General features: G+C 68.9%; 15 protein-coding genes, 1 tRNA gene and 1 pseudogene. 5 read left to right on the forward strand and 12 right to left on the reverse strand.

Annotated elements, in window-relative coordinates:
- Window positions 1-24: 24 nt before the first annotated feature.
- On the forward strand, window positions 25-1197 hold the full coding sequence (locus RKE50_RS10180) for an acetyl-CoA C-acetyltransferase (protein ID WP_350036291.1): 1173 nt from the start codon (window positions 25-27) through the stop codon (window positions 1195-1197).
- Between the two features lie 5 nt (window positions 1198-1202).
- Here the strand turns inward: RKE50_RS10180 and RKE50_RS10185 are convergent, their stop codons facing one another.
- From RKE50_RS10185 to RKE50_RS10205, 5 genes are all read right to left on the reverse strand, one after another.
- On the reverse strand, window positions 1203-1994 hold the full coding sequence (locus RKE50_RS10185) for an SDR family NAD(P)-dependent oxidoreductase (RefSeq protein WP_350036292.1): 792 nt from the start codon (window positions 1992-1994) through the stop codon (window positions 1203-1205).
- Between the two features lie 327 nt (window positions 1995-2321).
- Window positions 2322-2398: transfer RNA gene (locus tag RKE50_RS10190), tRNA-Arg, on the reverse strand.
- 46 nt (window positions 2399-2444) lie between these two features.
- The gene (locus RKE50_RS10195) at window positions 2445-2858 is read right to left on the reverse strand and encodes a hypothetical protein (RefSeq protein ID WP_350036293.1); all 414 of its coding nucleotides are present in this window, start codon (window positions 2856-2858) and stop codon (window positions 2445-2447) included.
- 76 nt (window positions 2859-2934) lie between these two features.
- Window positions 2935-3720: a TSUP family transporter gene (locus tag RKE50_RS10200; protein WP_350036294.1), complete on the reverse strand. Its 786-nt coding sequence runs from the start codon at window positions 3718-3720 to the stop codon at window positions 2935-2937.
- A 54-nt stretch (window positions 3721-3774) separates the two neighbouring features.
- Window positions 3775-4443, reverse strand: coding sequence for an energy-coupling factor ABC transporter permease (locus tag RKE50_RS10205; RefSeq protein ID WP_350036295.1), 669 nt, complete (start codon window positions 4441-4443; stop codon window positions 3775-3777).
- An 80-nt stretch (window positions 4444-4523) separates the two neighbouring features.
- Between RKE50_RS10205 and RKE50_RS10210 the strand changes: the two genes are divergently transcribed.
- Window positions 4524-5462 carry a hypothetical protein gene (locus RKE50_RS10210; RefSeq protein ID WP_350036296.1) on the forward strand — a complete coding sequence of 313 codons (939 nt, stop codon included), beginning with the start codon at window positions 4524-4526 and terminating at the stop codon, window positions 5460-5462.
- Between the two features lie 71 nt (window positions 5463-5533).
- Here the strand turns inward: RKE50_RS10210 and RKE50_RS10215 are convergent, their stop codons facing one another.
- On the reverse strand, window positions 5534-7579 hold the full coding sequence (locus RKE50_RS10215; RefSeq protein ID WP_350036297.1) for an oxidoreductase: 2046 nt from the start codon (window positions 7577-7579) through the stop codon (window positions 5534-5536).
- A gap of 100 nt (window positions 7580-7679) precedes the next feature.
- Window positions 7680-8138 carry an Lrp/AsnC family transcriptional regulator gene (locus RKE50_RS10220; RefSeq protein WP_350036298.1) on the reverse strand — a complete coding sequence of 153 codons (459 nt, stop codon included), beginning with the start codon at window positions 8136-8138 and terminating at the stop codon, window positions 7680-7682.
- Between the two features lie 146 nt (window positions 8139-8284).
- Here RKE50_RS10220 and RKE50_RS10225 point away from each other — a divergent pair, with 146 nt between their 5' ends.
- Window positions 8285-9991 (forward strand): aminotransferase class V-fold PLP-dependent enzyme, encoded by a 1707-nt coding sequence (locus tag RKE50_RS10225; protein WP_350036299.1) that lies wholly within the window; start codon window positions 8285-8287, stop codon window positions 9989-9991.
- On the opposite strand, the gene RKE50_RS10230 is transcribed toward RKE50_RS10225, so the two are convergent.
- Window positions 9956-15778 (reverse strand): PAS domain S-box protein, encoded by a 5823-nt coding sequence (locus tag RKE50_RS10230; RefSeq protein WP_350036300.1) that lies wholly within the window; start codon window positions 15776-15778, stop codon window positions 9956-9958. The genes RKE50_RS10225 and RKE50_RS10230 overlap by 36 nt on opposite strands.
- Window position 15779: 1 nt before the next feature.
- A complete protein-coding gene (locus RKE50_RS10235) occupies window positions 15780-16829 on the reverse strand; it encodes an HD-GYP domain-containing protein (RefSeq protein WP_350036301.1) in 1050 nt (349 codons plus the stop codon).
- Between the two features lie 131 nt (window positions 16830-16960).
- On the opposite strand from RKE50_RS10235, the gene RKE50_RS10240 reads away from it, so the two are divergent.
- The gene (locus tag RKE50_RS10240) at window positions 16961-17359 is read left to right on the forward strand and encodes a hypothetical protein (protein WP_350036302.1); all 399 of its coding nucleotides are present in this window, start codon (window positions 16961-16963) and stop codon (window positions 17357-17359) included.
- A gap of 1 nt (window position 17360) precedes the next feature.
- On the opposite strand, the pseudogene RKE50_RS10245 reads toward RKE50_RS10240, so the two are convergent.
- Window positions 17361-18202: pseudogene (locus RKE50_RS10245) on the reverse strand (PhzF family phenazine biosynthesis protein).
- On the reverse strand, window positions 18202-18699 hold the full coding sequence (locus RKE50_RS10250) for a hypothetical protein (protein WP_350036303.1): 498 nt from the start codon (window positions 18697-18699) through the stop codon (window positions 18202-18204). The pseudogene RKE50_RS10245 and the gene RKE50_RS10250 overlap by 1 nt, the downstream one beginning before the upstream one ends.
- 116 nt (window positions 18700-18815) lie before the next feature.
- On the opposite strand from RKE50_RS10250, the gene RKE50_RS10255 reads away from it, so the two are divergent.
- Window positions 18816-19274, forward strand: coding sequence for a hypothetical protein (locus tag RKE50_RS10255; RefSeq protein WP_350036304.1), 459 nt, complete (start codon window positions 18816-18818; stop codon window positions 19272-19274).
- A 6-nt stretch (window positions 19275-19280) separates the two neighbouring features.
- Here RKE50_RS10255 and RKE50_RS10260 read toward each other — a convergent pair whose 3' ends face one another.
- Window positions 19281-21170 carry a tetratricopeptide repeat-containing diguanylate cyclase gene (locus RKE50_RS10260; RefSeq protein WP_350036305.1) on the reverse strand — a complete coding sequence of 630 codons (1890 nt, stop codon included), beginning with the start codon at window positions 21168-21170 and terminating at the stop codon, window positions 19281-19283.
- Window positions 21171-21190: the final 20 nt, after the last annotated feature.

The raw sequence follows: 21190 nt of genomic DNA on the forward strand, positions 1-21190 counted from the left end.
TTTTTCCTGGAGGACAGAAATTCCATGGATGCTTACATTGTGGCTGCAACTCGCACCGCCGGTGGGCGCAAAGGCGGGCGCCTTGCCGGCTTTCACCCGGTGGATCTTTCAGCGCTGTTGCTCGACGAGCTGCTGGACAGGTGTGGCTCTCCATCCATCGAAGTCGAGGACGTCATTTTCGGTTGCGTTACCCAGATCGGCGAACAATCGGCCAACATTGCGCGTGGAGCGATACTCGCATCCCGGCTCCCACTGAGCGTGCCGGGAACCACGGTGGACCGCCAGTGCGGCTCATCACAGCAGGCGCTGCACTTCGCTGCACAGGCCATAATGTCAGGCTGCATGGATGTAGTGATCGCCGGCGGGGTCGAGAGCATGTCACGGGTGCCGCTGGGTTCCTCCGTATTTCTTGCCAAACAAGAGGGCTTCGGTGGCCCCCTGAGCCCGAAGATCCTGGAGCGATTCGGCGAACAGGGACGCTTTAGCCAGTTTACCGGTGCCGAGCAGGTTGCGCGGAAGTATGGGCTGGCGAGGCCGGCACTGGACGCATTTGCCCTGGAGAGCCATCAGCGAGCAGCTCGTGCCACACGCCGCGGCGCGTTCAATCGGGAGATATTTCCTTTGAAGGTGACCGGCGAAGACGGGCAGGAAGTATCGCACGAAGCGGACGAGGGTATCCGCTTCGACGCGAACCTGGAGGCCATCAGCGAGGTCAAGTTGCTTGCGGATGGCGGGTGCCTGACGGCAGCCACCTCCAGCCAGATTTGCGATGGCGCCGCTGCCGTGATGCTTGCCAGTGAACGCGCAATATCCCGCTACGAGCTCCAGCCGCTGGCGAGGATTCGCGAAACCGGAGTCCTGGGCGGCGACCCGGTGATCATGTTGGAGGCGCCCATCCCCGCGACCCAGGCCACCCTCAGGAAAGCTGGCCTGGGCATAGGGGATATCGATCTTTACGAGGTCAACGAGGCCTTCGCTTCTATTCCACTCGCCTGGGCGCAGGCGCTGGGGGCGGATCGTGACAGGATGAATGTCAACGGGGGCGCGATTTCCCTGGGCCATCCGCTGGGCGCCAGCGGCGCGAAACTCATGACTACCCTTGTGCACGCTCTGGTCGAAAAGGACAAACACCTCGGGTTGCTAACCATGTGCGAGGGCGGGGGAATGGCGAACGTGACGATCGTCGAACGAGTCTAGCGTCGCTAGCGCGCTGTCAGGCCGCCGTCGATAACCAGCTCTGTGCCGGTGATATAGGAAGATTCATCCGATGCCAGGAACAGGACGCCGTTGGCGACATCATCGGGCGTTCCGGCGTAACCTACCGGAACCATGTGGCGCGCGATCTTGTCCTGGGTCAGGGGTTTATCAGGTCTTGCACCCGGCTGATAGTGAGCGTTCTCCCAGATCGCGGTATCGATGATACCGGGATGGACTGAATTGACCCGGATTCCATTTCGCGCCTGGGCACACTCGAGGGCCACAGCTTTGGTCAGCGACCTGACGCCACCCTTAGTGGCCCCATAGCACGCCATACCGGGTGAGCCGCGAAGGCCGGCTGTCGAGGACATGTTGATGATGGAGCCGCCACCGATGGCCGCCATATGCGGCAATATCGTGGAAATACCATGCATGGTGCCGGTCAGGTTGACGCCGAGGACCTTGTTCCACTGCTCTTCGGTCAGCGTTTCGACAGGACCGATGACGCCGAAGGCAGCGTTGTTGACCAGTATTGTCGGCACGCCCAGCGATTCCACGACCTGATCGATAACCTGTCGCCATTCACTGGCATCGGCGACATCCAGATGCAGATAGATCGAGTTGCAGCCTTCGCCCACGAGCGCTTCGGCTACCGCCTTGCCGCGCTCATCCTGTACGTCGGTGATCACCGTAGCCGCACCTTCCCGGGCCAGGCGCGCGGCACAGGCTTCCCCGATGCCGCCTGCGGCGCCCGTCACAAGGGCTATTTTCCCTGTTACTCTTCCCAAAATGTTCAATGCCGCCTGAAAAGGATATTGGCTGGGCTAATTCCGAGAATGTTCGCAAATATCGCTATATTTTAGTGCTTTTGCTTGCTAATAATAAACTATGTGAGCAAGTATATCAAATAAAGCGCAGAAAACCTTTTGGCCTGCATGGATGCTTGGCGGCTTGCAGAGCGCCCGCCGCCGGAGACAGGGTTTATACAATTGAGCATTTGAGGAGGCCCCTCAGATGCCCTGGAAAGAGTGTAAGCCGATGGATGGCATCATCAATCGGGTTTAATGAGAACCGGTCCATCCCCCGTTAATGGGGTAGAGCCCAAGAAAGCACCCCTGATTTTATGGCGCGCCCGGGAGGATTCGAACCTCCGACCGCCTGGTTCGTAGCCAGGTACTCTATCCAGCTGAGCTACGGGCGCGAAGGGCCGCAACTATAGGGATGAGGCTGCGGCAAGTCAAGGGAGCTCAGGGCTGGAGGAAGCCCGCCTCGGAGGAGAAGTAGAGCCGCAGGGGTGTCTCCTGGTCCTCGCTAAAGCGCACCAGCAGGCCGTAGAAGTCGTTGTCGTAATCCTCGACCCACTCGTACTCGAGGTCCGGTAGCAGGTCCGGGCGCTCCGGGCGCCGGCCCACCACGAGTACCTCCTCCATGACGTTGGCGTTGCCCACGCTGACCTTGGGCACAGCGATGACCAGGTGGCGCTTCCCCGTTTCCGGGTCGATGCGGGATTCCTTTACCTCGAGGCCCATCTTTTCGCCGCGGTGACCCCTGACGAGGTCCAGCCAGTCGCTCTCGAGCATGGTCTTGTCCTGGGCCGACGCCGTGGCTGAGAGCACAGCGGCGACCAGGGCCGGCAGGCATGCCTTGCGAAACATTGTCATGGGGGTGAGCACCTCGAACTTCGGGCGCGCGCCACGCGCGCCGCAGCTGCTAAGAGACCACAGCCGCGCGCCTGGTTCAAGCGACGGCAAGGCGCAGCAGCCCGGCGAGGCTGACCGCCAGCAGACCGATCCCGAGGACGCGGAAAAAGACCTTGGTCTCGGCACGCAGCGTGTAGGCATGAAAGCTGAGCCCCAGCAGGTGGCCCACGGCCGCGCAGGGCAGCAGCCACAGGTGATGCACCCACTGCAGGTCGACGCCGCCGATCACGAAGGCGAGCAGCTTGACCGCCACCAACACGAACCAGAGCACGAACAGGGTGTCGCGCACCTGCTCCTTGGGCACGCGGCTGGCGGCCACGGGCACCACCAGGGGCGCCGCGATGAGGGAGGTGCCACTGACGTAGCCGCCGAGCATGAGCAGCCAGGGGTCGAAGCGCCCGCCGCGGGTCTGGAAGGGTCTATCCAGGATGTAGCTCACGGCATAGATGGACACGAGCACGAAAATAAAGCCGCTGACGATATTCGCCGGCAACGTGATAACGCCAGCCACGCCGATGAGCTTGGGAATGAACATGAGCGGCAGCGCGTAACGCAGGAACCCCCAGTTAACGGTCCCCCCGGCGTCCTGCCGGCCCGCCCCGCCCCGCCGCGACCGCCAGCGGGCAAGGCCGATGGTCAGCGACGAGAAGAAGAGCAGATGCACGGCGATCAGCGGCAGGAACACCAGCGGCGCGTTATGCACCATGAGCAGGAAAGGCAGGGTGAGGACCGCGCCGCCGAAGCCGAGGCCGGAGCGCACGAAGCCGCTCCACACGAAGAGCACGGCAATGGCGGCATACTGCCAGGCGGCGAGGTCGGCCACGGGTTTCTCCAGGGCTGGGGGGACGGCGCCCTCGGCGCCGCGCGCCACCCTACCCTAAGCGTCGTCGAGGTAAAAGCGGTCGTCGAAGGTCTTCACGGCATCCGGGTAGAAGACGGCGAGCGCGGCGACGCACATGCCATTGATGAACCCCTCGGAGAACATGACCAGGAAGAGCAGCGGCCAGAAGGTGAGCGCACCCTCCACCCAGCGCTCCAGGCCTACGGCGCTGAACAGGACCAGGGCGGCGATGGCATCCACCAGCACCACGAGCGCACCGCCCGCGAAGCCGGCCCCGAGGATGTAGAAGAAAGGGTTACGCAGCCGCGGTCGGTACAGGGCCCGGGCGAAGAGCCAGCTGGTGGTCGCCGGCAGCGCCACCGTGAACAACCAGGCCACCGGGTAACCGCCCCAGGGCAGGTCCGCCGCGAGGACGAACGCCAGCAGCGCGCCGGCGCCCGCGAGCAGGGCGAGGCTCCAGCCGACGACGAGCGTGAGCGTGGTGACGCCGAGGAGGTGCAGCACCAGGCCGTCGATCATGCGGATGTTGAGGAGCCAGAGCAGCAGGCAGGCCACGGCTCCCCCGGCGACGAGGTGCACCCGCTCGGGCGACAGCCGCAGGATTCGCCAGGGCGTGTAGCGTGCCGCGGCAAGGAGGCCGAGCGCGAGGAGGACCCAGGCCGCGATGAACAGGCCGCCCGGCAGGAGCGAGGGGTCAAGAAACACGGTGCACGCGCCGCCTTGAACCGCTCCCGCGAGGGGCTACACTGTCTTCACTGGAATACTCGCCCGCCAAGGAGGCTCCCATGTCCCCGTCCAGAAAACTTCTACCTGGAAAGTCCCTGTCCAGGTCGACGATCGCGCGCACTCTGCCCGCAACCCTCGCCCTGTCTCTCGCCCTCGCCACGGCGCTGCCGGCGTCGGCGGGCACCGCCACCATCGCCAACAGCGATGGCTCCACCATGACCTTCGAGTACCGGGGCGACGACCTGCTCCGCGTTGGCGGCGTGGAGGATGAGTCCTACATGCTTGTCCGCGACAACACCCTGTACGTCGTCAGTTTCAACAACGGCGAGCCGATGGTGATCGATGCCAGCAGCATGATGAAGGGATTCTCGGGCATGGTGCAACAGGCCGCACCCTCGGCCACCACGGCGGAGTTCGTCTCCCTGGAGAAGACCGGCCGCTCGGAAACCGTCGCGGGCATCAAGGGTGACGTCTACATGCTCACTACCAACGAGGACGGCGTGGAGCGCACGCAGGAAGTCGTCATGTCTGACGATAAGCGTGCCATTGAGTTCCGCGATGCCATGTTCATCATGGGCCGCGCCGCCATGGATGCCTTCGGCGAGGAACAGCTCAAGGAGGACAACAAGGACCTGCAGAAGAAGCTGGAGGAGATGGACCTCGGCGTCCTCCGCGTTGGCGAGGACATGACCGTCACCAAACTCAGTGGCGACAGCATCGCGGCGGCACGCTTCGAGCTCCCCGCCGAGCCCATGGACATGCAGGGCCTCGGCGCGATGATGGGCGCCATGGGCCAGTCCTCCGGGGAGGAGGCCGGCGGCGACGGTGAAGGCAAGTCCGGTGGCCTCTTCTCGGGCATGATGGAGGCTTTCGGTGGCCAGGCCGACCGGCAGGCAGACCGTACCGAGCAGAAGGTCGACAACAAGGTCGACCGCGAGACCGACAACGCCGTGGACAGCGCCGTGGACAAGGTCTTCGGCAAGCTCTTCGGCGACTGACCGCCGGAGCGGGGCCTGGCCAGGCCGGGCCGTATCGCAACCGGCCCCGGCCGGTTGATCGAGCGTGGCCGCTAGAACCCCGCCGCGAGGCGGCAACCCTGGTCGATGGCGCGCTTGGCGTCGATCTCCACCGCGAGATCCGCGCCGCCGATCAGGTGCACCCCGTCCCGCCTTGCAGTGAGCGCGTCGTAGAGCTCGCGGGTCGATTCCTGGCCCGCACAGACGATCACCGACTCCACCGGCAGCAATTGCACCTCGTCGTCGCGGCGGATGGTAAGACCGGCGTCGTCGATGCCGAGATATTCACAGCCCGCCAGCATGTGCACGCCGCGGCGCTTCAGCGCCAGCTTGTGCGTCCAGCCGGTGGTCGGCGCCAGGCCCTTGCCGACCTTGGTCGGCTTGCGCTGGAGCAGGAAGACCTCGCGGTCGGCGCGGTCGACCACCGGCTGCACCCCGGCCACGCCGCCGCGCGGGTGACCCGCGAAATCGATCCCCCACTCGCGGGCGAAAACGTCGATGTCCAGCGCCGCCGACGGCCCGGCGTGCGACACCAGCTCCGCCACGTCGAAACCGATGCCGCCGGCCCCGATGATGGCGACGGAGCGGCCGATCTCTCGCGTGCCCATGATCGCCTCCCGGTAGCCCATGACCATCGGGTGGTCGATGCCCGGGATCGCCGGCGTGCGCGCGTGCACGCCCGTCGCCACCACGACCTCGTTCCAGTCATCGCCCAGGCTTTCCGGTGCCACCGCCGTGTTCAGGCGCAGTTCCACGCCGTGCAGCTCGATCATGCGCCGGTAGTAGCGGATCGTCTCGGCAAACTCCTCCTTGCCCGGGATGCGCAGGGCCAGGTTGAAGTGGCCGCCGATCTCGCCGCTGGCCTCGAAGAGAGTGACGGCGTGGCCGCGCTCGGCAGCGGTCACAGCGCAGGCGAGTCCCGCGGGGCCGGCACCGACCACGGCGATGCGCCGCGCGGTTCGCGCCGGGGTGTAGGTGAGCTCGGTCTCGTGGCAGGCGCGCGGGTTGACCAGGCAGGAGACGATCTTGCCGCGGAAGGCGTGGTCCAGGCAGGCCTGGTTGCAGGCGATGCAGGTATTGATCTCGTCGGCGCGGCCCTCGTCGGCCTTGCGGGCGAACTCGGGGTCCGCGAGCATCGGCCGGCCCATCGACGTGATGTCCGCCAATCCCTCGGCGAGCACGCGCTCGGCCACGTCCGGCATGTTGATGCGGTTGCTGGTGATCAGCGGGATCGAGAGTTCCCTGCGCAGGCGCCCGGTCACGCCGGCGAAGGCCGCGCGCGGCACGCGCGTGGAGATCGTCGGCACCTGCGCCTGGTGCCAGACGAAATGGGTACTCATGATCGTCGCCCCCGCGGCCTCCACGGCCTTGCCGAGCTGGACCACCTCTTCCCAGCTGCTGCCGTCCTCCATCATCTCCATGGCGGCAATGCGGTAGATGACGATGAAGTCGTCCCCCACGGCCTCGCGCACGCGGGCCAGCACCGCGAGCGGGAAGCGCATGCGGTTCTCGTAGCTGCCGCCCCAGCGGTCGCCGCGCTGGTTGGTCTTCTCGAGCAGGAACGTGGAGAGCAGGTAGCCCGCCGAGCCGATGATCTCCACGCCGTCGTAGCCGGCCGCCTGCGCCAGGCGCGCACAGCGGGCAAAATCCACGAGCGTCTGCTCGATGTCGTCCTCGGTCATTTCCCGCGGCGCGCGCCGATTGAGGGGCGAGGCAATCGCCGAGGGGGCGACCGGGTCCTCGCTCCGCGCCAGCGGGCCCGCGTGGAGGATCTGCAGGCAGATGCGGCAGTCCGGGGCCGCGGCGTGCACGGCGTCGGTCACCTGCCGGTGCCAGGGGACCTGCTCCTCGCTGTCGAAGGGGCCATAGGGCGTTGCCGCGAGCTCGCTCGCGCGGTTGGGGGCGGTGCCGCCGGTGATGATCATGCCCACCCCGCCCGCGGCGCGCTCGGCGTAGTAGGCCGCCATGCGCTCGAAGCCCTCCGGGCCCATTTCCTCTAGGCCCGTGTGCATCGAGCCCATGAGGATACGGTTCTTCAGCTGCGTGAAGCCCAGGTCCAGGGGCAAGAAGAGGTGCGGGTAGTGCGGGTGCGGCGCCATGGCGTTTCCTTGCTGCGGCCGCGGCGAGGCGGCGGTACGCCGTAAGTTACACCATTGAGGCGGGCGCCGGAATCGGCTCAGCGCAGACCCGGGCCCTGGTTCAGAGCGGCAGCACGGTGCTGTGCTTGAGCTCCTCCATCACGAACCCCGCGCTCACGTCCGCGAGGTCCGCCTCGATCAGCTGCTGGTACAGCCGGTCGTAGTCCGGCATGTCGGCGACCACGGCCTTGACCAGGTAGTCCACGTCGCCCCCCATGCGATAGACCTCCTGCACCCCTGGGACGCCGCTCACCACGGCCTGGAAGCGCTTCGCCCAGGCGGCGTTGTGCTGGTTCGTGCGGATGAGGATGAACACCGTGAGCGGCAGGCCCACGGCGGCGGGCTCGAGCAGCGTGACCCGGCCGCGGATTACCCCCGCGGCCTCGAGCTTCTGCAGGCGCCGCCAGCAGGCTGAGCGGGACAGGCTCACCGCCTCGGCGAGGTCAGCGAGGGAGAGGGTGGCGTCGCGCTGCAGGAGATCGAGCAGGCGCCGGTCCAGCTTGTCGAGTTCTGCCGCCATGTAACCTCCACGGTTGAACGAATGATGCAATTTCCAAGCATATACGCAACAAATGTAGCGTACTATTCCTTATTTAAACAACAGATAGGAACAATGTTTCCCCCCGGACGCTCTAGACTGGTCGCAACAGCATCGTGGAGGTGAACATGCATAGTGACAGCGAGGCACTGATCGAGCGCATACGCGCGGGCGTCATCGGCCAGGGGCGGCCCATCGCCACGCCCTTCGGCCAGCGGCCGCTCGTCTACGCCGACTACACGGCGTCAGGCCGGGCCCTCGATCTCGTGGAGGACACGCTGCGCGAGCAGGTGCTGCCCTGGTACGCCAACACGCACAGCGAAACCTCCTTCACCGGGGCGCAGACCACGGCCCTGCGCGAGGAGGCCCGCACCACGATCCGCCGGGCGCTCGGCGGCGGCGAGGACGACAAGATCATCTTCTGTGGCGCCGGTGCAACCGCGGCCATCAACCGCCTCATCGATATCCTCGGGCTGCGCCTGCCCCGCGACCTCGACCAGCGCTACGACTTATCGGCCCGCATACCCGCGGCCGAGCGGCCCGTGGTCTTCGTCGGCCCCTATGAGCACCACTCGAACGAGCTGCCCTGGCGCGAGTCCATCGCCGACGTCGTGCCCATCCCGCTCGCGGACGACGGCGCCATCGATCGCGATGCGCTCGCCGGGGCCCTGGTCCGCTACGGCGACCGCCCCCTGCGCATCGGCAGCTTCTCGGCGGCGTCCAACGTCACGGGTATCCGCAGCGATGTGCCCGGCATCACGCAGCAGTTGAAGGACGCCGGCGCCCTCGCGTTCTGGGACTACGCGGCGGCCGGGCCCTACGTGCGCATCGACCTGAATGCCCCAGGGGCACCCATCGACGCGGTTTTCCTGTCGCCGCACAAGTTCGTCGGTGGCCCGGGAACGCCCGGCGTGCTGGCGGTGAAGCGACAACTGCTTACCAACAGCGTCCCCGCGGTCGTCGGCGGCGGCACCGTCTCCTTCGTCAACCCGCGCGCGCACCGCTACCTCGACGACCCGGAGCGCCGCGAGGAAGGCGGCACGCCGGCCATCGTCGAGGCGATCCGCGCGGGCCTGGTGTTCCAGCTGCAGCAGGCGGTGGGCACCGACACCATCGAGGCCATCGAGCGCCGGCGGGTACGGCAGGTCCTCGACGCCCTGGCCGAAGAGCCGAACATCGAGGTACTGGGAGGCTCCGAGGCGGAGCGCCTCGCCATCTTCTCGCTGCGCTTTCACCACGGGGAGTCGGAATTGCACTACGGCTTCGTGGTCGCCCTGCTCAACGATCTTTTCGGCATCCAGGCCCGGGGCGGCTGTTCCTGTGCCGGCCCCTACGGCCACGCCCTGCTCGGCCTCGACGAGGGCCGCTCGACTGCGCTGGAGAACCAGGTCGCCGAGGGCTTCGGCGCGCTGCGGCCGGGCTGGGTACGGCTCAACGTTAACTACTTCATCGACGAGGCCGAGCTCGACTACCTGCTCAGCGCGCTGCGCCTCGTCGCCCGGCACGGCTGGCGCCTCCTGCCCAGCTACCGCCTCGACCTGCGCGCGGGGCTCTGGCGGCATCGCGATGGTGCGCCGCAGCCCCTTGTCAGGCTGACGACCACCGACTTCCTCAAGCCCCCGGCCCCCGGCGCTCCGGCGATGACGCGCGACTATCCGGCACTCGCGACGACGGCAGAGCAGATCCTGGCGGCCGGTGCCAGCCAGGCACACTGTCGAGCGGCGCTCGCGGACCCGCCGCTACCGGCGCGTACCGCGGCGGAGTGCTGGTTCGCACTGCCCGGCGAGGTGACCGGCGCACTAGCGATCACGGAGGGCAAGGCGCAGACCGCGTAAGGCAGCCAGCGCAGTGTCGAAATCGTACAGGGCCAGCGACCGCTGCAGGCGGCGATAGGCGCCGGCCGCAACAACGCGCTGCAACGCGGGGAGCAGGTCGTTAAAGGTATCGACCGCCTCCACCTCGCCGGCGAGCAGCTGCGCCTCGAGCCGGCCGAGCGCATCCGCAAGGTCGGCCGGTGCCTCGTCGCTGTCAGTCTCTTCCTCATCCTGCCCCAGGGCCTCCGCGAGGGCGGGCAACAGGCTGCTGAAAGCCTCCTGCACGGCATCGAGCGCCGGCGCCTCCCCGGCGCTGCCGGCCGACTGCTCCAGACGCTCGGCAGCGCGCTGAACGGTGAGCGCCCCCAGGGTACCCGCCGCGCCCTTGAGGCTGTGCGCGAGGCGCCTTGGTGCCTCCGCGTCATCGCTCGCCTGCGCCGCGCGGTAACTGTCGCCGAATTGCCGGTAGTCGTTGAGGAACCGGCGCAGCAGGCGCCGCAGCAAGACCGTGTCGTTGCGTGTGCGCGCCAGCGCCGCGCCCAGGTCGATGCCCGGGATCGGCGGCAGGTCCGCGCCCTCATCCGCCGCGGTCGCCGTTGGCGGAGCCGCCGGGGCCGGGTCATCCCCCTGCGCCCCCGCCGTGATCCAGCGCCCGAGCGTATCCAGTAGTTCCTCCAGGTCGACGGGCTTGGGGACGTAATCGTTCATGCCGGCCGCCAGCACCCGCTCCCGGTCGCCCGCCATGACCTCGGCGGTCATGGCGATCACCGGCAGCGTCTTGAAACGGCCGTCCCGGCGGAGGGCCTCGACGGCCTCGTAACCGTCCATGACCGGCATCTGGCAGTCCATCAGCACCGCGTCAAAGGGGCGCGCCGCGACCTGCTCCAGCGCCTCCTGGCCATTCACCGCCGTCCACACCTGAACCCCCTGGGCGCTCAGGAGTTCCTCGGCAACCTCGCGGTTGATGTCGTTGTCTTCGACCACCAGGACGCGGGCGCCACGCAGCGCCGGGTGGGCCCGCGGCCGCGGGGCTTCCGGCGCGGGGGCGACATCCGGTTCCCCGTGCAGCGCCCGGTACAGGGCATCGTGCAGATTCGAGGGCGTCACGGGCTTCGCCAGCAGCTCGGTCACGCCCGCCGCCAGCGCAGCCTCGCGCACCGACTCGAGGTCGGTGGGTGTCGCCATGAGGACCGCGACCACCGCGGCGAGGCGCGGGTCCGCACGCAACGCCGCGAGCGTTGCCAGCCCGTCCCGGTCGGGCATGACCGCGTCGACCAGCAGCACGTCGAAGGGCGGATCGCCGTCCGCCGCGGCAACGCGCTCGCCGGCCTCGTCGGCGCCGCCGGCGGACGTCGCTCTGCAGCGCAGTCCTTCCAGCATGGAGGTGAGCACCGCCCGGGCGCGCGCGCTGTCCTCGACCAGGAGCACGCGGGTTCCGGCGATCGACGGGCCCGGTGCCGGGCGTTGCCCCGCGAGGCCCGGCACCACCTTCATCCGCGCCGTGAAGCGGAAGGTACTGCCCTCGCCCTCGCGGCTCTCCACGCCCAGGTCACCGCCCATGAGCTCGACGAGGTTGCGGGAGATTGCGAGGCCCAGCCCGCTGCCGCCGTAGCGGCGGGAAATGGAGGCATCGGCCTGCGAGAACGGCTTGAACAGGATGGCCTGCTGCTCGCTGCTGATGCCGATCCCCGTATCGGTGACCGCAAAGCGCAGCTCGACCTCGTCGCCGCCGAGATCCTCGGCACCGACGGCGATAACGATCTCGCCGCCGGGCTCGGTGAACTTGACCGCATTGCTGGCGAGGTTCACGAGTACCTGTCGCAGGCGCGTCGGGTCGCCGAGCAGCCGCCGGGGTACGGTGCTCTCCCGGTCGAAGACCAGTTCCAGGCCCTTCTGCTCCGCGTCCAGGGTAACGAGCGCTGAAAGACTCTCGAGCACCTGGTCGAGGTCGAATTCCACGCGTTCAAGGACCAGCCGGCCGGACTCGATCCGCGAGAAGTCGAGGATGTCGTTGATGATGGCAAGCAGACCCTGGGCTGACTGCTGCACGCGGTCGAGGTAGCGGCGCTGGCGGTCATCCAGGTCGGTATGCAGGGCGAGCTGGGACATGCCGATGATAGCGTTCATGGGTGTGCGGATCTCGTGGGACATGTTTGCAAGGAAGTCGGACTTGACCCGGTTTGCTGCCTCGGCGGCCAGCCGGGCCCTTTCCAGCTCTGCGTGCAGCTGCTTGTCGCGCTGGATATCGATCTGCACGCCCGCGAGCCGCACCGGGAGGCCGCGCTCATCCCGGGCCACCACCTGGCCGACCGCGGCGAACCAGCGCCAGCCCTCCCCGGGCACCCGCACGCGGTACTCGTAGCGTCCCAGTGCGCTCTCTTCCGCCAGGCTATCCTGCGCGCGCAGGTCCTCGAGGATGGCGGACCGGTCGCCGGGGTGCACAAGCGCCTCTAGGGTGCGGAGGCCATCGCGCAGCGGCGCCCAGCGGCCAGTCCCCACACGCAGGGTTGCCGGGTCCTGGCCGAGCATGGTGATGAAGCGCTCGTTCGTGTGCAGCGTACCCCGCTCGTCCGGCAGGTATTCCCAGAGCCCCAGGTGGGCCGAATCTGCCGCGCCGTGGAGCCGGTCTTCGCTGGCGCGGATCAGGTCGTCCGCGCGCCGCCGCTCGGTAGTGTCCCGGAACACGATCATCACGGCCAGGTCGTCTTCCGCTTCGGCCACGGGAACGGCGGCGTACTCCACCGGCAGGGCCGTGCCGTCGCGGCGCCAGAGCACGTCCTCGGTAACCACCTGCTTCTCGCTGATATGCGGCGCCATGGGGCAGTGCTCGAGCTGCCGTGGCGAGCCGTCCTCGTGCCTGGCGTGGGCGGTGTCGTGCAGGTTGCGGCCGCGGAGCTCCAGCTCGTCCCAGCCGAGGAGCTCCGCGGCGGCGCGATTGACCAGGGTGATCGTGCCCCGCCGGTCGATGCCGAGCAACCCTTCGCCGGCGCTGTCCAGCAGCAGTTCGACACGCCGGGCGGCGGCGGCCTCCCGCTCCCTGGCTTCGACCAGTGCGGTGGCGTTGATGCTGATGCCAAGGGCCCGCAGCGGCCGTCCGAAGTCGTCGCGGGTGAGCCGGCCCCGGCCGATGACATGAATCCAGCCATCGTCGATACGGCGCATACGAAAGCCGACCTCGACGAAGTCACCGGTGGCAAGGCCCTTTTCCAGTGCCTCCTTCACGCGCGCGTGGTCTTCCGGGTGGACGAGTTCGAAGGGGTCCTGGCCATCCAGCGAGGCACCGTCCTCCATCCCGAGCATGCGCGCCAGGTTGGGATGGAAAGACCAGAAGCCGGTCTGCATATCCCAGCTCCAGGGCGCGACATCGGCCGCGGCGAGCGCATCCTCCCGGGCCGCCTCGCTGTCTTCCAGCGAACGGAGAAGCCGGTGCCGCTCGCTGACGTCGTCGAGGAGGCAGACGAAGTACTCGGGCTGTCCCGAATCGTCGAGCACCGGTGCAATGGTGAGGTAGGCCCGGTACTCCCGTCCGTCGCGCCGCCGGTTCACCAGTTCGCCGCGCCAGTGGTCGCCCGCCTTGATCGTGTCCCAGAGCGCTTCGTAGGTAGCACTCGGTGTATGGCCGCCCTGCAGGATGCGCGGGGTCTTGCCGATGGCATCGCGCACCGGGTAACCGGTAATGGTCTCGAAGGCAGGGTTGGCGGTGCGAATGCGCCCATCCCGGTCCGTGGCGAAGATCGCCAGCGGGCTGCCCTGCATCGCGGCGCCGAAGATGCGCAGCTCCCGGTCCTGGGCCGCCAGCATGCCGCGCAGGCGGACCCGGTTGCGATCGCTGAACCAGAGCACGAAGGCCAGCAGCATCACGGCGAGCACAGCGACCGACACGGTAGAGGCCACCAGCTGACGACGTTGGAAGGCGAGCTGGCTGAGAATCTCGTCCTCGTCGATCTCGGTGGCTACCGCGAGACGCAGGGCGGGCAACCAGCTCCAGGCGCCGAGGACGCGTATGCCCCGGTAATCGCGGTAGCCCTCCACGTTCACGCCGTCCTCTCCGGCAACGGCGCTGGCCGCCATCCGGGTCAGCGGCCAGCGGCTTTCCGCCTCGGGGCCACTGACCGCGGCGGGCAGCGGCGCTCCGGGGTCGCGGACCGGCAGGGTGTCGCCCTCGCCGTGCCACTGCGCCCAGGGCCCGTCAAAGCGGCTCGGGCTGCGCATCAGGCCGTCCGCGTCCAGCACGTAGGTCTCGCCGCTGCGGCCGATCCGCGCACTGTCGAGGATGGTCCGGAAGGCGAGGCCCGCGGGCTCGAGCAGCACCAGCACCCCGCTGCCGTCGAAGCCCGCGGGCTCGAGGACAGCCAGCTCGCGCCGCTCCCCTCTGCCGGCCGGGAGAAACGCCAGCCGGGGTTCGCCGGCAGCGCTGGCGGCGAGCCCGTCGGGCGCGACCCGGCGCAGGGTCGCGGCGGTCTGCGCCGCCTCTGCCCCGGCGGGGCCGAGCAGCTCCCCCCCGGGGGAAAGCAGTAGACAGCGGACCTGCATGACACGGAAGTAGCGCCGCGACTCCCGGTGGCAGGGGTCCTCCGCCAATTGGCCGCCTGCGCGCAGCGCGTCGACCACGCCCGGTGTCGTCCCGACCAGGCGCGCCAATTCCTGCCGGCGACGGAACCACTGCTCGAGGTGCGTCCGGGCAATGCGGTTGACGCTCTCCAGGGTCGTCCCCGCCTGCCGCCGGGTGCGCTCCTCGATGCGCTCGAGCGCCGTAACGGCGAGCAGCAGGACAAGCGCGACATAGACGACGGTCCCGAGAGCGACCGCCCCGCGCAGCCGGTTGTTGGTCAGGTAGCGCTCCAGGGTCCTCGGCGACAGGCGCCGGCTGGCAAGCAGCAGCGCGGCCAGCAGCAGCAGGAACAGCGCGGCGATTGCGAGCGGAATCCAGAAGGCCAGGTCCAGCAGCAGGCGCTGACCCTCGCTTTCAAGGGTCTTTCGCCGGGCCCGGGCTTGTCGCTCTGCCGCCTGCTGCCAGCGCTCCTCGAGCGCCGCGACGGCGGCGGCCGGGAGCGCCGCCAGGGCCTTGTCCAGCAGGGACGCAAGCGCGGGCTCCCCCGGGGGGAGCGCCAGCCGCCATGCCAGTTCACCCCAGCGGTCTTCACCGGCGCGCTCGCTCACCTGGAAGGTTTCCAGGCCCTGCTCGGCCACCTGGAAGCGGAGTTCCCGCGCCGGCCCGAGGGCAGCGTCGGCGGCTCCCCGCGCCACCGCCCGCAGCGCGGCCAGCACCGACGGTGTCGGCACCCAGAGGGTCTCCGGGTGGCGGGCCCGGAGGGCCTCGGGATCAAAGAGGTGATCGGGCACGGCCACGCTGAGGCCGGAGAGATCGTCACCGTCCCGGGGCGCCGGCGACGCCAGGGCCACGGGTTCAGCGCGGTAGGCGCGGCTGAGGCGCACGCCCTCGGGCAGCTGCAGCTCCGCTACGGCCCCGACGAGCAGGTCCACCTGGCCGCTCCGCAACGCCTCCAGCGCCGCCGGGCCCACCCCTCCCGGGTCGAATTCGACCACGACACCGAAGGGCTGCAGCGCACGGCGCAGGATGGCGAGGTCCAGGCTCAGGGGTTCGGCCCGGTCCAGCGCGCTGTAGCAGCCTAGCTCCACGACATTGCGGACATGGAGCACCGGGTTCTGCCGAAGCCACTCCCGCTCGGCCGGGTCGAGCGCCGCCATTGGCCCGGGCGCCGCCGGTGCGGGCGCTGCGACAGCCAGCAGTAGCGCGAGCAGGGCCGCGACCCTGCCTGGCAACGCCCGACGAGGGGCGAAGGCCATGTCAATGCCGCTCCGCGCGTGCGCTGCCCTCGGCGTAGCGACGCTGGATCTCCTCCACTTCCGGGAGCGCATCGAGGAAGTGCTGCACGAGCAACGGGTCGAAGTGACTGCCGGCCTGGTCCCGCAGCAGGGCCAGCGCTCGCTCGAGGGGCCAGGCCTCCTTGTAGGGGCGGTCGCTGGTGAGCGCATCGAAGACATCGGCGATAGCGACCATGCGCGCGACCCGGGGGATGTCCTCCCCGGCCAGGCCGTGCGGGTAGCCGCTGCCATCCCAGCGCTCGTGGTGATTGAGCGCAATGACCCGTGCCATGGCGAGGAGCTCCGAGCCGTCGGTCTGGCCGAGGATGTCGGATCCGATCTGGCAGTGCGTCTTCATCACCTCCCACTCCTCCGGCGTCAGGCGCCCCGGTTTCTGCAGGATCTGGTCGGGAATGCCGATCTTGCCGATGTCGTGCATGGGCGCGGCGTGCAGGAGCAGGTCCACCTCCTGGGCCCCCATACCCGCGCGCTCGCCGAGCAACCGGGCATAGTGGCTCATGCGGATGACGTGCAGCCCCGTCTCGTTGTCCTTGTATTCGGCGGCGCGGCCGAGACGCTGGACGATCTCCAGGCGCGTCTGCTGCAGTTGCGCGGTGCGCTCGCGCACCTGCTCCTCCAGCGCGCGCCGCTGGTTGCACAGGGCCAGGTGTGTCCTGACCCGGGCGAGGAGGATCGGGGGGCTGATCGGCTTGGTGACGTAGTCCACCGCGCCGACTTCCAGCCCGAGGAGTTCGTCTTCCGTGGAATTCTTCGCGGTGGTGAAAATGACCGGGATGTGGCGCGTGGTGTAGTCCGCCTTGAGAGCACGGCATACCGCGTAACCATCCATCTCCGGCATCATGATGTCGAGGAGGATCAGGTCGGGCTGCGCCGGGGAGCGCACGATCTCGAGCGCGCGGCGACCACGATTGGCGACCTTGACCTGGTAGTGTGGCCGCAACAAGCCGGCCAACAGATCGATGTTCTGCGGCGTGTCGTCGACCACCAGGACTGTTGTTCGCTCCCTTGCCATGGTCGCGATCTTACCAAAATCGGTATCTACTAATAGTATAGAAAGGGGAGCGCGGCGGGGTGCGTGCAGACGCTCGCACAGCGCCTGCGGGCAGACTACACTCACTGGATAAAAGCAGTTTAAGGGAAGACATGGACCGGGGCGGTATTCTCGTCGGGCTGTTCGTGATCGGCTACATCGCCTTCGAGGCCTACGGCGTTCACACGCAGCGGCATCTCATGGAACCGGGCTACATTCACGCCCAGTACGCGGCCGCGGACCAGGCCATGATGCACTGCGGTGAAGCGGGGCGCGGCACCCGGGAACAGTTCGATCACAACCTCGCCGTGATGGAGCGGCGCGCCATCGGCGAGTTGCTCGAGAGTGGTGACTACAGCGACGAGGAAGCCGCGGCGGTCGAGGTCGCCGCGCGGGCCGCCGAGCGTCGCGCCGAGGTCGATGCCCTTGTGGAAAGCGCGGGCTGCGAAGACAAGCAGCTCTGGACCCTGGTGAAAACCTACGAGCAGCGGGCGCGGCTGAACCTGCAGTAGCTCAGGACGGGAACGCCACGCTGCCCGCCACGACCTCGACCACCTGTCCGCCGACCCAGAGCGCGTCTTCTTCCAGGGCGAGCTCAAGCCAGCCATCACGCCCGAGCGCCCTGCCCTGCCGTGCCCGGTAGACGGGCGGCAGGCGCCCCTCGCCGATCAACCACTGCCCGAGACCCGCGTTGAGGCTGCCGGTGACCGGATCTTCGGGCACGCCGGCCCCCGGTACGAAGGCACGCACCTCGAGATCGCCCGGCTCATCGGCCGGCAGCAGCGCCGCAACCCCGACCCGGTAGTCACCGAGCGCGGCCCAGTCCGGCGCCAGCGCGCGCAGCGCGTCCACCGAGCGGAGCAGCAGGGCACACCAGCCGGGGCCGTTGTCGACCCACTGGTGCGCCTCCAGCGCCGCAGGGTCCAGTCCCAGCGCGGGCAGCAGCACCGCCAGCTCCTCTTCAGCGACCGGACCCGTGCGCAGGAGCGGCGGCGCGGCGAAGGCCAGCGTGCCGCCCTGCTCGCGTACGCGCACCAGCCCCGCGCCGCACTCCTGTACCACATATCCCGCTTGCCGCGGCCGGCCGCCGGCGGCGAGCCAGCTGTAGCAGGCACCCAGCGTCGGGTGCCCGGCGAAGGGCAGCTCCCGCCCGGCGTGAAGATACGCAGGCGGTAATCGGCAGCGGAATCCCCGGGCGGCAGCAGGAAGACGGTTTCCGAGAGGTTGGTCCAGCGGGCGAAAGCCGCCATGGCGTCACTATCGAGACCGGCGGCGTCGTGCACGACGGCCAGGGGGTTGCCGCAGTGCGGTTCGGCGGTGAAGACATCCACCTGCCGGAAGGGAAACTGCCGCATCAGTCCGCCACCTCGGCCGCGCCCTCGCGCCGCCGCCCCCGCGGGCGCCAGACGCCGAGCACCACATTGAAGACTGCCAGCAGCAGGACGACCCAGAGCGAGCCCCACTCGGGTCCCAGCGGCGCGGCCAGCTCCGCCGCAGGCACATTGCCGGCGAGGGCTGCCTCGGCCTGCAGGGCCGCGCGCTGCATCGGGGCCTGCACCGAGACCAGCGTCCCCTCGAAGACGAGCACCCCGAAGATGAGCTTCAGCCACACCCAGCCGGCGTTGTGAAAGGCGCGGTTGAAGGCCATGGCGAGCAGACCGCTGACCAGCACCAGGGCAATGGAAGGCAGGAGGATGCGCTCGGCCACCGCTCCCATGGCCATGCGCAGCGTGGCGAAGCGTTCCAGGTCCTCCGGGGTCGGGAGCTGCGAGTGCAGCACGAGTAGCGCCGCCGCCGCCCCGGCATAGCCGATAGCGCCGACGGTGTGCAGGAACTTCAGGGTCTTGCGCACGGTTCGGTAGGCCCCCTCGCCGCATTTCGCCAGGTCGGCGCCATTGTAGCGGAGAACGCGGACGGCGCACCGGGCACATGCTATAACGAACCCCCAGCCCTCGCCGGAGCCCGCCCGTGAAACCCCACCACCATGTGGTCGCCGCAGCGGCCGAGACGCCCACCACGCGGCAGCGCCTGTTCGCGCGCTACCTGATCGCGATCCTCGCGGACCTCGTGGTACTCAACCTCTTCGCGGAACACTGGGACCGGGTCGCCATCGACGGCTTCACCCTGTCCCTCGCCGTGGCGGTGCTTCTCCAGCTGCTACTGCAGCTGACCCTCGTTATCGAGCACCGGGTCGCCGGCTGGTTCCGGGGGCGCGCCGGCGCGGCGTGGACCTTCGCTCGTTTTTTCAGTGCCTGGCTGATTCTTTTCGGCTCCAAGTTCGTGATGCTGGGCGCCCTGGACCTCGCCTTCGGCGAAGCCATCCACTTCGCCGGAGCCATGCACGGCGCGGGCGCCTTTATTGCCGTGGTCGTCGCCATGCTGGCAGGGGAGGAGCTGGTGACGCGGCTCTACCGCGCCCTGGCCTGAGTCAGCTCAGGAGACCGCGGCGGCCAGCTCGAAGCGGTTCTTCCCGCTGGCCTTCGCCCGGTAGAGGGCCTCGTCCGCGGCTGCATAGAGGGCAGCGGGGTTGTCGCGACCGGGGCCCGCGGTCGCCACACCGATACTCGCCGTCACCTTGATAGGTGCGCCGCCGGCCGCCACCCGCAGTTCGCGCAAGGTCTCGCGCAACCGCGCCGCAACCTGCACGGCGCCGTCGCGATCCGTGCGCGGCAGCACCAGCAGGAACTCCTCGCCACCGACGCGGGCCACTTCATCCCCCGGCCGCAGCATCCCGGCGAGGGAAGCGGCCAGGGCCTGCAGCACCCGGTCTCCCACCGGGTGCCCGTGGCGGTCGTTGATCGCCTTGAAGTCGTCCACGTCGAGGAGCACGACCGACAGGCTGCCGCGCCCCGGCGCCAGGCCCTCGAGGAGGTCCTCGAGGCGATCGAAGATATGGCGCCGGTTGGCGATCCCGGTCAGGCTGTCGCGGGTGGACAGCGCGCGATAGCGGCGCAGGTCGCGCAGGCGCCAGAGCACGACAGCGACGACCGAGACCAGCCCGACCGCCAGCAGGATGAAGCCGAGGCGCTCGTTGCGCAGCTCCCGCTGCTGCTGCCCGATCTCGAGGGAGCGGACCCGGGCCTGCTCCTGCAGCAACTCGATCTGCAGCGCCTGGCGCGCGTTTTCCAGCGCGGCGCGCTGGGACAGGCTGCGCTCCGAGGCGTTCTCACGCTGCAGCGCCAGCTGCCGCGCCTGGTAGCGGTCCAGCGCGCGATAGGCCTCTTCATAGGTACCGAGCGCCGCGTGCATGTCGGCTTCTGCCTTGTCTAGCCCGATGTCCCAGCGCGTGCCCGCCAGCTCCGGCATGCCGCCGATGATTTCGCGGGCACGGGCCAGGGCGGCGGTAGCGGCGGTGCTGTCGCCCTGGCGGGCGTGGCAGACCGCGGCCCGCTTGAGCAGTTCCGCGTCGTAATCCGTCGGGCCACCGGCACCCAGCGCCTCGGCGATCACCGGCAGGGCCGTTTCGCAGTTGCCCATCTCGGCGTGGGTCATGCCCAGGCCGTAGAGCGCCGAGAAGCGCCCGCCGGCATCGCCATGGGCCGCCATGATGTCACGGTAGCGACGGAAAGCCGCCAGCGCCGCCTCCCGGTCACCGCTGTAGCGGTAGGCGGTAGCCAGGCCGTAGACCGCTTCCGCGACGTACACCGGGTAGGCGAGGGTCTCGTAGTTTGCGAGGGCCTGGCGGAAATAGCGGATGGCGCGGTCGTACTCATCGAGGTAGGCGTAGAGCACGCCGTAGACTTCGTCGACGACTGCGACCAGGAACGCATCGCCGCTGGCCAGCGCCGCCTCCGCGGCCCCCTGCAGCACCTGCAGGGCCTGCTCGTAATTGCCCGCGTGCGTGTGCGCGTAACCGAGCTCGGCAGTGGCCAGCACCGCGATGCCGCCAAGATCCGCCCCGCGGGCCTCGGCCGCCGCCGTGGCGAGCCGCCCCAGGGCGCCGTCGAGGTCACCCTGGCGTGCGGCACTCACGCCGTCGAGCATGGCCAGGTAGTGGCGCAGCCGGGCCGGACTGCTGCCCTCGAGCGCCGCGTTGCCGGCGGCGACGGCCTCGGCCAGCTCGTCGTTGCGATGCAGGTAGACCAGCGACTGCGCGAGCAGCAGGTTCCGGGCCGCCTCGAACGTTGGCGCCGCGTCCGCGTCGCCGAGCGCCATGAGCCGTTCCCGGGCCGTCCAGGGGTCGGACCAGACCAGCGGCTCGATCGCACGCAGCTCGCCCGCCCCGCTCCCGCCGAGCAAGGCCGGCAACAGCTCCGGCTGGGCCCGGGAGACGGCAGCCTGGGCCAGCAGGACGCAGAGCAGGAGTCGGAAAAGGACAGTCACGGTTCGGGGGGTCCCCGGTG

The organism is Pseudohaliea sp. (assembly GCF_040217025.1).
Taxonomy (GTDB): domain Bacteria; phylum Pseudomonadota; class Gammaproteobacteria; order Pseudomonadales; family Halieaceae; genus Pseudohaliea.

Coding starts and splice junctions, on each gene's coding strand:
- RKE50_RS10230 (WP_350036300.1), bottom strand. CDS start 15,778: ATGGCCTTCGCCCCTCGTCGGGCGTTGCCAGGCAGGGTCGCGGCCCTG.
- RKE50_RS10220 (WP_350036298.1), bottom strand. CDS start 8,138: ATGGCGGCAGAACTCGACAAGCTGGACCGGCGCCTGCTCGATCTCCTG.
- RKE50_RS10240 (WP_350036302.1), top strand. CDS start 16,961: ATGGACCGGGGCGGTATTCTCGTCGGGCTGTTCGTGATCGGCTACATC.
- RKE50_RS10215 (WP_350036297.1), bottom strand. CDS start 7,579: ATGGCGCCGCACCCGCACTACCCGCACCTCTTCTTGCCCCTGGACCTG.
- RKE50_RS10225 (WP_350036299.1), top strand. CDS start 8,285: ATGCATAGTGACAGCGAGGCACTGATCGAGCGCATACGCGCGGGCGTC.
- RKE50_RS10180 (WP_350036291.1), top strand. CDS start 25: ATGGATGCTTACATTGTGGCTGCAACTCGCACCGCCGGTGGGCGCAAA.
- RKE50_RS10195 (WP_350036293.1), bottom strand. CDS start 2,858: ATGACAATGTTTCGCAAGGCATGCCTGCCGGCCCTGGTCGCCGCTGTG.
- RKE50_RS10235 (WP_350036301.1), bottom strand. CDS start 16,829: ATGGCAAGGGAGCGAACAACAGTCCTGGTGGTCGACGACACGCCGCAG.
- RKE50_RS10210 (WP_350036296.1), top strand. CDS start 4,524: ATGTCCCCGTCCAGAAAACTTCTACCTGGAAAGTCCCTGTCCAGGTCG.